The organism is Paenibacillus sp. SRL342 (assembly GCF_984798905.1).
Genome location: NZ_OZ481790.1, coordinates 6,221,865 through 6,235,544 on the forward strand (window position 1 = coordinate 6,221,865; position 13,680 = coordinate 6,235,544).

Here is a 13,680-nt window from a genome sequence, read left to right on the forward strand (position 1 = left end):
AAATAAGGTGGTTCTAATATTCAGAACCACCCTCCTGAAACATCAAAAAAGTCCTGATGACTTAGAGTCATCAGGACCATATTTTGTTTATACTTTATTAATTTACTGAATCTATTGATCAACCCATTATCCATGTCATTGGACAACAGTTCGTGTAGTTCCATACTTTTGTAAATGGTTCTACACTTATTTATCATTGGAAAATAAACTAATTTGTACAGAATAACTTACTCAACCGTTACACTTTTCGCCAGGTTACGTGGTTTATCCACATCATGACCCAGTGCCAGGGAAGCATAATATGCCAGCAATTGCAGCGCAACTACAGACAAAGCAGGGCTAAGCAGTGGCAGCGTCTTAGGAATTGCAAATGCTTGGTCTACGGATTTCAGCAATGGTGCTACGTGCTCTTCATACGTAATTGCCAATACATCTGCGCCACGTGCTTTTACTTCCTTAATGTTGCTCACTGTTTTCTCAAGTACGTTCTCTTGCGTTGCCAAGGCAATAACAGGGATGCCGTCTTCGATCAATGCGAGCGTACCGTGTTTCAGCTCACCCGCAGCATACGCTTCGGAGTGAATGTAAGAGATCTCTTTCAGCTTCAAAGATCCTTCTTGAGCTACTGCGTAGTCAAGACCACGACCAATGAAGAAGAGATGTTCATGTTTAGAGATTTGCTCTGCATATCCTTTGATTGCCTCCGCTTGCTCCAACATGGATTCCACTTGCTCAGGCAATGCTTGCATTGCTGCCAGCGTGTGTTCAATCTCTTCTGCAGATTGAGTACCACGAACTTGTGCAAGGTACAGACCAAGCAAGTTGAACGCGATCAACTGCGAAGTATACGCTTTGGTAGAAGCTACTGCAATCTCCGGACCTGCCAATGTTGCGATAACATCATCTGCATCACGTGCAATGGAGCTGCCCACTACGTTTGTGATTGCCAGTACATGCGCACCATTGGATTGTGCTTCACGCAATGCAGCAAGCGTATCGGCAGTTTCACCGGATTGGCTCACTACGATTACAAGTGTATCTTTGTGCACGATTGGGGAACGGTAACGGTACTCGGAAGCCACATCTGTTTCAACCGGAATACGTACCAATTGCTCAATCACTGTACGTCCAACCAGACCTGCATGGTACGCTGTACCACATGCAATGATTTGAACGTTACGAATATTTTTAATTTGTTCTTCAGTCATTTTCAACTCAGGAAGTTGAACTTTTTTGCCTTCATTATCGATGCGACCCAGCATAGTATCACGATATGCTTTTGGTTGCTCATGAATTTCTTTCAGCATGAAGTGCTCGAATCCGCCTTTTTCTGCGGTTACAGCATCCCAATCGACACGAATCATTTCCCGAGAAATAAAGTTGCCTTCAATCGTCATCAATTCGACAGCATCATGTGTCAATACAGCCATTTCACCATCATTCAGAATGTACACGTTACGTGTATGTTCCAAAATTGCCGGGATGTCGGAACCAATGAAGTTCTCGCCTTCACCAATACCAATAATCAATGGGCTCGCTTGACGCACAGCTACGAGTTTCTCAGGCTCATGCTCTGTCAATACACCCAGTGCAAATGCGCCACGCAACAACGTGATCACTTTTTGTACTGTTTTGACGATATCACCATTGTATTCACGTGCGATCAGGTGAGAGATAACCTCAGTATCTGTCTCGGAAGTGAACGTGTGACCTTGAGCCATCAATTCATCCTTCAGATCCAGGTAGTTCTCAATAATACCGTTATGCACAACAGAGAACTTCTGGCTTCCATCTGTGTGTGGATGAGAGTTCTCATCCGATGGTTTACCATGAGTTGCCCAACGTGTATGTCCGATTCCGGCATTACCTACCAGTGGTGCACCATCCAGCTTGGCTTCAAGGTTCGCAAGACGACCAAGAGCTTTCGTGATTTGCAGACCTTCCGGTGTGAATACCGCGATACCTGCAGAATCATAACCACGATACTCGAGTTTCTTTAATCCTTCGACCAATACCGATTGAGTGTTCTTATTACCAATATATCCAACAATACCGCACATAATTTATTTCCTCCGTTTGTATATGAATACTGTGTCACGAAGAGAAACAGGCAGAGGCGGCACATCGGAAAAATGAGTGATTGCCTAGCGTTTCATGAATACTTGGTACTTATTCAATTATCAATGATCAGAGCGACCTCGTGTCGCCCCGCTGTCATCATAAGCTGTTATGAATGCAATCATGAATGTACATCATTTTCCCGTCCGCGTACTGTTTACGCTCTTCACGCACATTCATTTGAATTTTAGTTTAACTCCTGCACCTGCACCGGCGCGTTGTGTGGACAGTCACCTATCCATTTTCCGCAATCCGGTTTACGGCTCTGGTGCTTCACCGGGAGGTCCCCGCCGAACAATCCGAACACCTCCACCTCGTCAGCTTGATTGCCGTTGATCTTAATCAGCCGTTCTTCAACCTAGAAGAAATCCTGATCAACATCATCCCGCGCAACTCCAAGCTCTGGCGCTTGTGTAACTGTAACCTTACGTTCCTCACTTTCTGTGTCTGAATGACGACTCCACTCATTATATGCACGTCAGGTCCATTTTGCAATGGAGCAAAGTACCTGTGACAATTTTAGCATATTTACCTACAATCCCGACCGGATAAACGGACCTATGGTCTCATCAGGCCGGGACGCAGGAATATCCATCATTAGAGGTAATTCAAAAATTCCGCTTTTGATTACGAATCATGCCTAACGGCATCATCAGCATCGAATATGAAATTCAGCCGAAATGTCCGTTGCTCACGTAGTTTCCCTACGCTCCGCTACTCCATTTCTATCTTCATTCCATCTTCTTGGTACTGAAAACCAGACTTTTTGAACACGCACTATAAGTCCTAAATCATGTTATATTAAGCCTAGTTCTGCCAACAATTCCCTTAAGAAACCGTATGCCGAAGGTATCTCTTACATCTTCCAGTACTATACCAGTTCTTTTTGCACTACATCTGCGATTTGAGACACAAATTGTTCAAGTTCGTCTTTATCTGGTCCTTCCGCCATAACACGGATCAGAGATTCAGTACCTGAAGCACGAACGAGTACACGTCCATTATCCCCGAGTTGTTGTTCTACTGTAGCGATAGCTTGCTCGATTGCAGCATTACCCTCGTATTTGCTCTTATCTTCAACACGCACATTCACCAATACTTGTGGGTACTGGGTCATTAGCGCTTTTAGTTCACTCAGTTTTTTACCGGAAGCCTTGAGCGTATCCACGAGTTGAATCGCAGTCAGCATACCGTCTCCAGTTGTATTGTAATCCAGGAAAATAACATGACCAGACTGCTCTCCGCCCAAGTTGTAACCGCCGCGACGCATTTCCTCCATCACATAACGGTCACCTACTGCCGTTTTAGCTGTTTTCAGTGCAAGTTTCTCCGTTGCTTTGTAGAATCCGATGTTACTCATAACGGTCGATACAACAGTACTGTCCTTCAACTTGCCTGCACGATTCATCGCATCACCGCAGATACACAGAATGAAGTCTCCATCCACCTCAGCGCCTGTCTCATCAATAGCAATCAGACGATCCGCATCCCCGTCAAAAGCAAGACCCAGATCCGCTTTATGTTTAAGCACTTCTTGTTTCAGGTTCTCTGGATGAGTTGATCCACATTGCTCATTAATATTCAGGCCGTTAGGCTCAGCGCCAATGGCAATGACTTCTGCACCAAGTTCACTGAACAATTTCGGTGCCAGCTCATAAGCTGCTCCGTTTGCACAGTCCAGAACAATTTTAAGTCCAGAGAACGATTCATTTACAGTCGTTTTCAGGAAATCAAGGTAACGATAACGGGATTCTTCATCTGTCGTTACAGTACCCAGACCGCCACCAACTGGCCGTGGCAATTGATCTGTCTCCGCATCCATCAGTTCTTCAATCCGGTTCTCTGTTTCATCAGACAGCTTGAAGCCATCTCCGCCAAAGAACTTGATTCCGTTATCCTCAACCGGATTGTGGGAAGCTGAGATCATCACGCCCGCGTCAGCTTTCAACAAACGTGCAATATACGCCACTCCCGGAGTGGATACAACGCCCAGACGGATCACATCAGCGCCAATGGACAACAGACCTGCAACCAGTGCGGATTCCAACATCAATCCCGAGATTCGAGTATCCATGCCGATAACCACTTTTGGTCTTTCCACACCACCTGCAAGCACGTAACCACCACAACGTCCAATGCTGTAAGCCAGCTCTGCCGTTAACTCTTTATTGGCAACCCCTCTTACACCGTCTGTACCAAAATATTTCCCCATGATTTAACTCCTTCTATTCGCATCATATACGAGCACTATTATTATTTTTTAAGAATTTTAAAATTAGAACGTTTACGGATTTGAGCCACTTTTACTGCTACTACCACTGTTATTATTTAAATTACCTCGATTGGTTGTGCTCCCCTGTTGACTCTGATCCTGAGTATCCGTATTCGATTCCGTTTCTTCTTCATCAGGAACAGGCTCGGTTTCCCCGTTTTCGACCTCGGCTGGTGAAGGGTCAGGTGCTACCGTTCCCTCGTCAGTCGGATCTTCGCTAGGCGTAGTTGTGGTGTCCTCAGCCTTTTCGCTAATTTTGACCGTTGCACTCAGAGCATTAGATGATTCATCCAGTTTGGCATAACGGGGCAGGTCGGCTTCAAGCTTAATCTCATGCGTTCCGACCGCAAGTCCAGCAAGATCCCCCGTCAACGTGAGATCATCACTACTCAGACCCTCAAGCATACTTGCCGAGCCTGTAAGCGTAAGGTTCAGACCGCCACTTTTAGGCGTAACGAGTGTACCTTCAAGCCCATTCCCCGCACCGGTAAGTGTGATGGGGACGTTCGGAAAGACTTTGGTTGTCTCCTCCGCCTCGTCAAATGGGGATATGGTTACCTTGATCTGAATCGAACTAGGCTCGATTTTCTCAAAACCGGAAGGCGGCGTCAAGTCCACGTTAACTGTCGACGTACCTGACTGCTCAAACTGCGTTAGATCAAGGGTTACTTGGTCGTAGGCCTGTATACCCGCAAGCGCATTCTCTGATCCATAAACCGAGACTTCTTTCACGCTTGGCTCTACTGTGGAGAGTACCAGGCCTTCCGGAAGCTGTCCCGAATATTTGATTCTTAAGGGTACAGATGTATAGGGCTGATTGACCGGAACACGGACTTCAACCGTTTGAGGCGTTATAATCGCATTTTCAAGGACTTTGCCTTCAGCATCGTATGCTTGAAGTTTCACTTTTTTCTGTATGACATCTTCCTTCGCATCTTTCACGCTCACACTGCCCTGGATCTTCGCTACAGCCTCGAGTTGCCCTTCGGGCAGAGTTACCTTAACTGGCGTCGAAGGTTCAATTACGGGCGTTCCAGCGCTGTATCCGGCGGATGGTTCCCCTTCGGGTACAATATTCACATTGAAGGATTTGGTGCCCAATTTTTCTACATTCACCGTAACCATGGAAGGTTCCATGCTGACCACTTCTACACCGGAAGGCAGATCAGGTACGAGTGGCAGTGTATTGGACCCATCTTTCACCTGACTCAGATCGACCAGTACCTTGTAATCATCATTCGTAAAAACCGATGTCAACATCGAGCGCTGTCCTTTGATCTCCAGCCGGACCTCATCCGTACTTAATGAAGTAAGCACATAGCTGTTGCTGTCTAATCCATAAGGTTGAACAGGCACCGTACGTTCCACAACCTTGTTGGTTGTCCCTGTTGTAATCGTAGGGGTGGTTGGTACCTCATCCAGATGAATCATGAACCAGAGTAGCAGGCTCACCGCAAGTGCAAGTATTTTGGCAAAGTTATTATTGTTAAACCACTTATCCATTGTTACGTCCTCCCTTCCGTTTCCAGAAGGTTGTCCAGCCATTCTTTTTCAGATTGGATGTAGGGCGCAACTCCTCATACAGTTTGGCAATCAGCGATTCTTCCTTAATATCACGAACGACCTGTCCATTCATTGCAAGTGACACTTGTCCTGTCTCCTCGGAGACAACCAAACAGATCGCATCTGCAACTTCGGTAATCCCGATTGCTGCACGATGACGTGTTCCCAATTCCTTACTGATAAAAGGATTCTCTGATAATGGCAAATAACAAGCTGCCGCCGAAATCTGTTTTCCCTGTATAATAACGGCTCCATCATGGAGCGGTGTATTTGGAATAAAGATGTTAATCATCAGCTCTGAGCTGACCAGAGATTGCATCTTAATGCCCGATTCCGTGTAATCGTTCAGACCCGTTTCACGTTCAAACACGACCAAAGCGCCAATTTTACGCCGTGACAAATAATTAACAGACTTAATAATCTCACCAATTAACACGGTTAATTCTTCATCACTCGCTGCCGCTGAACGTCCAAACAGCTTACCGCGTCCCAATTGCTCCAGACCACGACGCAGTTCCGGCTGAAAGATAATGAACACCGCAACGACACCAAACGTAAACATCTGGTTCATTAACCACTTGAGCGTATACAGGTTTAGCCACGTACTTAATGCCCAGATCAGCACAAGGAACAGAATCCCTTTCAGGAGCTGAACCGCACGTGTCCCCCGCACAAGCAAAATCAGTTTGTACATAATATAGGTAACTATCAATATATCGATAACGTCCTTAATGGACTCTGTCCACGTTAAGTCAGCAAAATAATTCATAAGCCAGCCCCCGCTATCCCCATTGATGAGTAAACCCTGATCTCATATTAACCCATTAGGATTTTATATAATCCTTTGTCTCCGCGTTTTGCATCATTCGATTTGTGCAAAATGCGTATCTATATGTAGTAGTATGTTCTCTTTAGTATCTAGGTTATAACGTTAACGTTCAGGTTGCAAGTTACGGCAGTCTCAAACTGCACATAAACATCACATTTCCCATGAATTACAAAGTTTGCGTATAAAAAAAGAGTACCCCATGCAATCTGGAGGTACCCTGCTTGGTATATACCATTGAAGATTTTACCCTGTTCTAGCGATAAGCCACTTCATTTACCATATTGGTTATTTTGTACCAGAACCAGTCCAGCGCCTGATCAATACTTTTCACCTGACCTGAAATATGCGCGGTTGAAGCCTGAAACAGTTGTCCATCGATAACCGTCAGATTGCCGTTCACATCACCATATACTTGTGCGGTTCCATTTTCTATCGTAAGATCGCCAGCAATTGACTTACCTTCAGGAACAATAACCGTGTTACCCTGAATCACGATCTGGTCCAGATTATTTCCCTTAACAACCATCTCGTTATTCTGATTCCAGAAATTCAAGGCGCTAAAGAGCATCACGACCAAAAAGAAGGCTGCCGCCGTCAGCGCGGGATGTCCTTTGACCCATTTGAGCCATGCTTGCTGTCTCTTGGGCTGGGGCAGAGCATTCATAATTCGATTGGTCAGCTCATCAGAGGCAGACGGTGAATAGTGTTTCATGGCAAAGAGTAGCATTTCCGTCTGTTCCAACTCTTTAAAGCGCATGCGACAATCCGGACAGATCACAAGGTGACTTTTCAGTTCAACCTTCTGGGCCGGGGACAACGACTCATCCAAACATTCATGCATTAAAGAGACGGCCGAGTTGCAATCCATATGAGAGCCAATCCTTTCTTAAATCACTTAGTCCATGTGCCATTAAAAAGCACGCATAAGACTTGCATACATTACATACGCATCCGTTTCGGATATGTTTCAAATAATTTCGCCCATATTTAAAAGCGTTTAACATTTATAACTTGTACTCCAATTTTTTACGTAGAAAATCACGGCCCCGATGAACGCGTGTCTTAATCGTTGTTACGGGCATACCTGTCACGTCACTGATTTCCTGTAGCGACAAGTCCTGTAAATATCTCAAAATCATAACGGACTTATACTTGGCTGGCAAACTGTCAATAGCCTCACGAATGAGTGTCTGCGTTTCTGACAGGAGCGCTTCACTCTCCGGTGTACGATCATCACTCGGGAGCATCGCATAACCATCAGATCCTTCCTGGTCATTCAGTTCAGCATCCAAAGAGTATGAAGGTTTCTTTCTGCGCAGTCGGTCAATACACAGATTCGTTGCGATCCGGTATATCCAGGTTGAGAACTTCTGGTTCGGATCGTACTTCTCCATATTACGAAACACACGCAAAAACGTCTCCTGCACAACGTCTTCAGCTTCATGACGATTGTTCAGCATCCGGTATGCCAAATGAAATAGCTTGTCCTTATATAGTTCAACGATTTCTGCGAAGGCTCTCTGGTCTCCCTTGAGCACCAATTTCACAAGCCTGTTCTCCAAATTGTCCACCCTTATTCCCCCAGACATGCTGATGGGTCTTCCGTCTTCTGATACCCGTCCACACTTGTAATTCACCAATCAAATCGTAAATCAACTTTGGTCAAAAATCAAGACTGTATGACAAATATCCGCCAAAAACAGTAAAAACGGGAACTCCCGCAGGAGTCCCGTTTCATCTCTCACTCCGTAGAGCAGAGAATGGAGCTTTTATTCAACAAAGTAATGGGTTCTTTGTTACATATGATTATTCAAATGAAGCAGTTCAATCATCAACCTGTGTTACGCAGTCCTGCAGCGATGCCGTTAATTGTCAGCAACACTTCTCTGAGCAGTTCCGTATCATCCTCACCACGTTCACGCATATCTCTGAGCTCGCTCAGAAGTTGAACTTGCATGTAGGACAACGGATCTACATAAGGGTTACGAAGACGAATGGATTCTTGAATAACCGGTACATCATCCAGAATTTCAGCTTCTCCGGTAATTTTCAGGATCAACTCTTTTGTGAGTTTGAATTCGGCTTCAATCTGACCGTATATGCGATCACGGGCTTCCTTGTTCGAAGTCATTGCTGAATATTCTTTGGCAATCACCAGATCTGCCTTGGCTACGGCCATCTGTACCGTATCAATTAATGTACGGAAGAATGGGAAGCTTGCATACATTTCTTTCAGGACAACCAGATTTTCCTCTTTACCCTGATAGTAACTTTGCAATCCTGTTCCTGCCGCATACCATGCCGGAAGCAGATAACGACTTTGAGTCCATGCGAATACCCAAGGGATCGCTCTCAGATCTTCAAACTTATCACTATTTTTACGCTTGGATGGACGGGAGCCAATGTTCAGCTCACCAACCTCCGGAAGCGGCGTTGATTCTTTGAAGAATGTGAAGAAGTCTGGATCACGGAAAATCAGATCCTGATATTTCGTCAGAGATACTTCCGAAATCTCTTTGATGATGCTGTCCCAATGACGCTCGGATGCTGACTCTTGCGGCTCAAGCCCATTAAGTGCTGCTGTGATTAGAGCCGAAGTTGCCTGCTCCAGACTGCGGTATGCAATCCCCTGAAGGGAATAACGGGAAGAAATAACCTCTCCCTGCTCCGTAATCTTGATGCCCCCACCAATCGTATGTGGTGGTTGAGCAAGAATACTGCGGTTGAGTGGCATGCCGCCACGTCCCAGAGCCCCGCCACGTCCATGGAAGAACTTCAGCTTAACGCCATGTTCATTACCTACAGCCGTGATGGCATTCATTGCTACACGCAGTTCCCAGTTGGCTGTAACCACTCCGCCATCCTTGTTACTGTCAGAATAACCAAGCATGATTTCATGCAGTTCATTCCGTCCTTTTACGCTTGCGCGGTATACAGGAAGGTTGAACAGCTTCTGCATAATGTCCGAAGCCGCATGTAGATCATCAATCGTTTCAAACAGTGGTACCGCTTGAAGAGTAGATACAACCTCACCATTGTGTCCTTTGGTGAATAAGCCCACTTCCTTGGCAAATACCATAACCTCCAGCAAATCACTTGCGCCCTGCGTCATACTGATCAGGTAACTTGTGATACAGCCGTTCCCAAATTCGTTTTGGGCACGCTTAATGGTACGGAAGACATCCAGACATTCTTTGGTTCCCTCCGTGTATTGGTGATAAGGAGAAGTAAGCGGACGTGGATCATCCAGCAAACGAGCAAGCAGATCGATTTTACCGTCTTCAGTCAGACGCGCATAATCCTCTACAATGTTCATTTTCGCCAAAATCTCCGACATCGCATTTTCATGTTCCTTACTGTGCTGACGCACATCCAATGCTGCGGTATGGAAACCAAACAACTCGACTTGACGAATCATTTTGCGAATGGTTGTATCTGCTACGTAATCGGCAAAATGATGGCGCAGACTTCGATCAATAATCATCAGTTCATCAATCAAATCCTGTGCGCTATGATAACGGTCAGGCTGACCTAATTTGTTCTCGTCCAGTACATTGTTCAGCTTGGCAATCATATAAGCCAATTTGATGCGGTATGGCTCTTTTTCATTCCGCCAGATATCCACTTTTTTCAATGTAACAGAATTACGGTCCTGCTCAATCGACTGCACCAGCTCATCCGATACGTGAATGATGTTCGTGCTGAAGCTGAGATGGCCCATAAGTTCAATCATAATCCGTTGGTATTCACGCAAAGCGAGCTTGCGTTGCATCAACAGTGTCTGCCATGTTACATCTGAAGTTACCGAAGGATTTCCATCCCGGTCTCCACCGATCCAGGAACCGAACCGCAAATACGTCGGCACATGCCAGTCATGGTCAGGATAAAATTTGTTCAGGCAGCGTTCCAGCTCCTGATATACATCCGGAAGTACGTGGAACAACGTTTCATGAAAGTAATACATCCCGTTCCGCACTTCATCAAGCACAGTCGGTTTACGGTCACGAAGCTCATCAGTCTGCCATAGTGTAATGACTTCGTTCAGCAACTTCTCCCGCAACTGTTCACGTTCACGCAACGTCAGCGTAGGATTATCAAGTGACATGACATCTTCGGATATCCGCTTGTGGATGTCCAGAATAACCCGGCGCATGGCTTCGGTTGGGTGAGCTGTCATAACGAGTTCCAGTGACAAATCATCAAGAATCTCTTCCACCTCTGTATGAGACAGTCCACGTTCCTTAAGATCCTGTACTGCTTTCTCAATCGATCCTGGCTGCACAGCGTCCCCAGCAGAACGTTCATAATCCCGTTTACGCCGGATCCGATGGTTTTGTTCAGCAATATTAACTAATTGAAAATAAATAGCGAAAGCCCGAATAACCTGGTGACGATTGTCCGAGTCTAATTCCTGGATCATCGTTTTGAACTCTGCATAGAGTTCTGGCAGAAATTCTGCACGCAACGATTTGCTCGTTTCCCGAATCTTCTCAACGATATCTAGAAGCTCCGTGCCGCCTTGATGGACAAGAACTTCTCCGAGTATATTGCCCAGGAACCGCACGTCTCGCCGAAGCAGGTTGTTGGATTGGCTTTTGCTGGCGGTTACCATAGTTTCAGTCATGCTTATCCTCCCATCTGATCGTTCCATTCGTACGCGTAAATTTGACACCTTCATAACATCATACAATAAAATGGTACGAAAATCTTTATTTTTCTACTAGAAAAAATGGGGATTATCCCCGATTTACAGCACAAAAACACGCTTTTTTATTCATTTTCTTGTTCTGCTTCAATTAATGGTCATATGCTGTCGCATGATACCTTTTTCACGTACTTTAGATAAATCAAATGTCTCATACCTATGCTTAAAAATTTATAAATATACAGTTACTTTAGATATGATCCATCGTACCTGATCGTAAGGTTAAACCGTATAATTTCATTATTTGAGAACAGATGATATACAAAGAAACATGACCGGCAAAGCAAGCTTTTGTATACTTTACCACAGTGATGTAATAAATTAAAGATAAAATTAAAAATTCCTTCCCAATACAAGTCTGCTTACCAGGGGTCTTTCTTATGTATGTTCCTAACCTACTGTAATTGTAGGGATATCTTAACAGACCATTTCTACATAATGTTCTTAGCTTTTTGGGCAGATTAATCTATAGCTCTTACTAAAAAGGAGGAACTTAAATGATGAAGAAGGGTACAACAATTATTGCTTCCGTGCTTCTGGTGGCCGCGATGGCAGGCCCTGCTGCTGCTGATGGTCAAATGTCCAAAGGTGTGGATACCAACACCAACGGTTCACGTGTTCGCTCTTATCAGGACACCAACTACATGGACCGCACAAACACTAATTCCAACATGAATATGAATATGGATGGAAACTACCGCAACAATGGTGACTATCGTACCAACAATGTTCGGGCGAACGCCACTACGAACGACCGTGATAATGGTATGGATTGGGGCTGGCTTGGTTTGTTGGGACTACTGGGGCTAGCTGGCATGCGTAAAAGAGTGACGGATCGTAACGAACGTTAAATTGTGCGCTCTTCACTATACAATAGCTGCTACGTTTTAGAGGCAGCTCATCCACAGAGATAAACAGAAGAGCCAAGACCCCCTATTTGGATAGTAAAGGGTCTTGGCTCTTTTTTTAATAAACCTGTACTTGTACCTTACATAAAATAACTGCTAATTCTTACGTTAACAAAAGTAAAAAAGCCTCTGCATCTGCAAAGGCTCTTTCGTTATATCCTGTAAGCGGGTGATGGGAATCGAACCCACGCTATTAGCTTGGAAGGCTAAAGTTCTACCATTGAACTACACCCGCATAAACAAAAATCGGGATGACACGATTTGAACATGCGACCCCCTGGTCCCAAACCAGGTGCTCTACCAAGCTGAGCTACATCCCGATACTAAAAAAATAATGGCGCGCCCTGAGAGATTCGAACTCCCGGCCTTTTGATTCGTAGTCAAACGCTCTATCCAGCTGAGCTAAGGGCGCAAAATATTGGAGCGGAAGACGGGAATCGAACCCGCGACCCTCGCCTTGGCAAGGCGATGCTCTACCGCTGAGCCACTTCCGCAAATAAAGGATGCGCGTGGAGGGACTTGAACCCCCACGTCAAAGACGCTAGATCCTAAGTCTAGTGCGTCTGCCAATTCCGCCACACGCGCATATGATGGTGAGTCATGAAGGGCTCGAACCTTCGACACCCTGATTAAAAGTCAGGTGCTCTACCAACTGAGCTAATGACTCATACTAAAATGGCTGGGGATATAGGATTTGAACCTATGCATGACGGAGTCAAAGTCCGTTGCCTTACCGCTTGGCTAATCCCCAATAAAAAATATGGTGGAGGCTGAGGGGATCGAACCCCCGACCCTCTGCTTGTAAGGCAGATGCTCTCCCAGCTGAGCTAAGCCTCCAACTATATGACCCGTAGGGGATTCGAACCCCTGTTACCTCCGTGAAAGGGAGGTGTCTTAACCCCTTGACCAACGGGCCCCATTTCCAAAGCTCTCAACCGGGATCGAACCGGTGACCTCATCCTTACCATGGATGCACTCTACCTACTGAGCTATGAGAGCAAATGGCTCCCCGAACAGGGCTCGAACCTGTGACAACTCGATTAACAGTCGAGTGCTCTACCAACTGAGCTATCAGGGAATAATATGCATTTGCACTGCAAATGCAATTCATCGTACAACGTCCACATGCAGAGCCTGTTTTCTATGTATGATGAAAGAGTTCGCTTGGCGGCGTCCTACTCTCCCAGGACCCTGCGGTCCAAGTACCATCGGCGCTAGAGGGCTTAACGGTCGTGTTCGGGATGGGTACGTGTGGAACCCCTCCGCCATCGCCACCAAACGCGTA

Annotated in this window: 8 protein-coding genes, 11 tRNA genes and 1 rRNA gene; 1 reads left to right on the top strand and 19 read right to left on the bottom strand. The window is 45.6% G+C overall.

Annotation, left to right across the window (positions count from 1 at the left end; genetic code table 11):
- Window positions 1-227 precede the first annotated feature (227 nt).
- The 7 genes from glmS to ppc form a co-directional block, all read right to left on the bottom strand.
- On the bottom strand, window positions 228-2,060 hold the full coding sequence (gene glmS / locus AC4E8D_RS27300) for a glutamine--fructose-6-phosphate transaminase (isomerizing) (protein ID WP_036668148.1): 1,833 nt from the start codon (window positions 2,058-2,060) through the stop codon (window positions 228-230).
- A gap of 929 nt (window positions 2,061-2,989) precedes the next feature.
- Window positions 2,990-4,330, bottom strand: a complete 1,341-nt coding sequence (gene glmM / locus AC4E8D_RS27305) for a phosphoglucosamine mutase (RefSeq protein WP_017692121.1) — start codon at window positions 4,328-4,330, stop codon at window positions 2,990-2,992.
- 72 nt (window positions 4,331-4,402) lie between these two features.
- On the bottom strand, window positions 4,403-5,893 hold the full coding sequence (locus AC4E8D_RS27310) for a CdaR family protein (RefSeq protein WP_221820577.1): 1,491 nt from the start codon (window positions 5,891-5,893) through the stop codon (window positions 4,403-4,405).
- Entirely contained in the window at window positions 5,886-6,722 is an 837-nt protein-coding gene (gene cdaA, locus AC4E8D_RS27315; RefSeq protein ID WP_047841664.1) for a diadenylate cyclase CdaA, read from the bottom strand. Before cdaA ends, AC4E8D_RS27310 begins: the two co-directional genes overlap by 8 nt.
- 313 nt (window positions 6,723-7,035) lie before the next feature.
- Window positions 7,036-7,650: a zf-HC2 domain-containing protein gene (locus AC4E8D_RS27320; RefSeq protein ID WP_036614042.1), complete on the bottom strand. Its 615-nt coding sequence runs from the start codon at window positions 7,648-7,650 to the stop codon at window positions 7,036-7,038.
- 136 nt (window positions 7,651-7,786) lie between these two features.
- A complete protein-coding gene (gene sigW / locus AC4E8D_RS27325; protein WP_017692117.1) occupies window positions 7,787-8,353 on the bottom strand; it encodes an RNA polymerase sigma factor SigW in 567 nt (188 codons plus the stop codon).
- A 260-nt stretch (window positions 8,354-8,613) separates the two neighbouring features.
- Window positions 8,614-11,406 (bottom strand): phosphoenolpyruvate carboxylase, encoded by a 2,793-nt coding sequence (gene ppc, locus AC4E8D_RS27330; protein ID WP_076217238.1) that lies wholly within the window; start codon window positions 11,404-11,406, stop codon window positions 8,614-8,616.
- Window positions 11,407-11,984: 578 nt separating this feature from the next.
- Here ppc and AC4E8D_RS27335 point away from each other — a divergent pair.
- The gene (locus tag AC4E8D_RS27335; protein ID WP_260632706.1) at window positions 11,985-12,338 is read left to right on the top strand and encodes a WGxxGxxG family protein; all 354 of its coding nucleotides are present in this window, start codon (window positions 11,985-11,987) and stop codon (window positions 12,336-12,338) included.
- 221 nt (window positions 12,339-12,559) lie between these two features.
- On the opposite strand, the gene AC4E8D_RS27340 is transcribed toward AC4E8D_RS27335, so the two are convergent.
- The 12 genes from AC4E8D_RS27340 to rrf form a co-directional block, all read right to left on the bottom strand.
- Window positions 12,560-12,630, bottom strand: a tRNA-Gly gene (locus AC4E8D_RS27340).
- An 11-nt stretch (window positions 12,631-12,641) separates the two neighbouring features.
- Window positions 12,642-12,715, bottom strand: a tRNA-Pro gene (locus AC4E8D_RS27345).
- A gap of 15 nt (window positions 12,716-12,730) precedes the next feature.
- Window positions 12,731-12,807, bottom strand: a tRNA-Arg gene (locus AC4E8D_RS27350).
- A gap of 7 nt (window positions 12,808-12,814) precedes the next feature.
- A tRNA-Gly gene (locus AC4E8D_RS27355) sits at window positions 12,815-12,889 on the bottom strand.
- 10 nt (window positions 12,890-12,899) lie between these two features.
- Window positions 12,900-12,980 (bottom strand) — tRNA-Leu (locus AC4E8D_RS27360).
- Window positions 12,981-12,986: 6 nt separating this feature from the next.
- A tRNA-Lys gene (locus tag AC4E8D_RS27365) sits at window positions 12,987-13,062 on the bottom strand.
- A 9-nt stretch (window positions 13,063-13,071) separates the two neighbouring features.
- Window positions 13,072-13,146: transfer RNA gene (locus AC4E8D_RS27370), tRNA-Gln, on the bottom strand.
- Window positions 13,147-13,156: 10 nt separating this feature from the next.
- A tRNA-Val gene (locus AC4E8D_RS27375) sits at window positions 13,157-13,232 on the bottom strand.
- Window positions 13,233-13,239: 7 nt separating this feature from the next.
- Window positions 13,240-13,311, bottom strand: a tRNA-Glu gene (locus tag AC4E8D_RS27380).
- 10 nt (window positions 13,312-13,321) lie between these two features.
- Window positions 13,322-13,394 (bottom strand) — tRNA-Thr (locus AC4E8D_RS27385).
- Between the two features lie 3 nt (window positions 13,395-13,397).
- A tRNA-Asn gene (locus AC4E8D_RS27390) sits at window positions 13,398-13,473 on the bottom strand.
- Window positions 13,474-13,557: 84 nt separating this feature from the next.
- Window positions 13,558-13,674 (bottom strand): 5S ribosomal RNA (gene rrf, locus AC4E8D_RS27395).
- Between the last annotated feature and the right edge of the window lie 6 nt (window positions 13,675-13,680).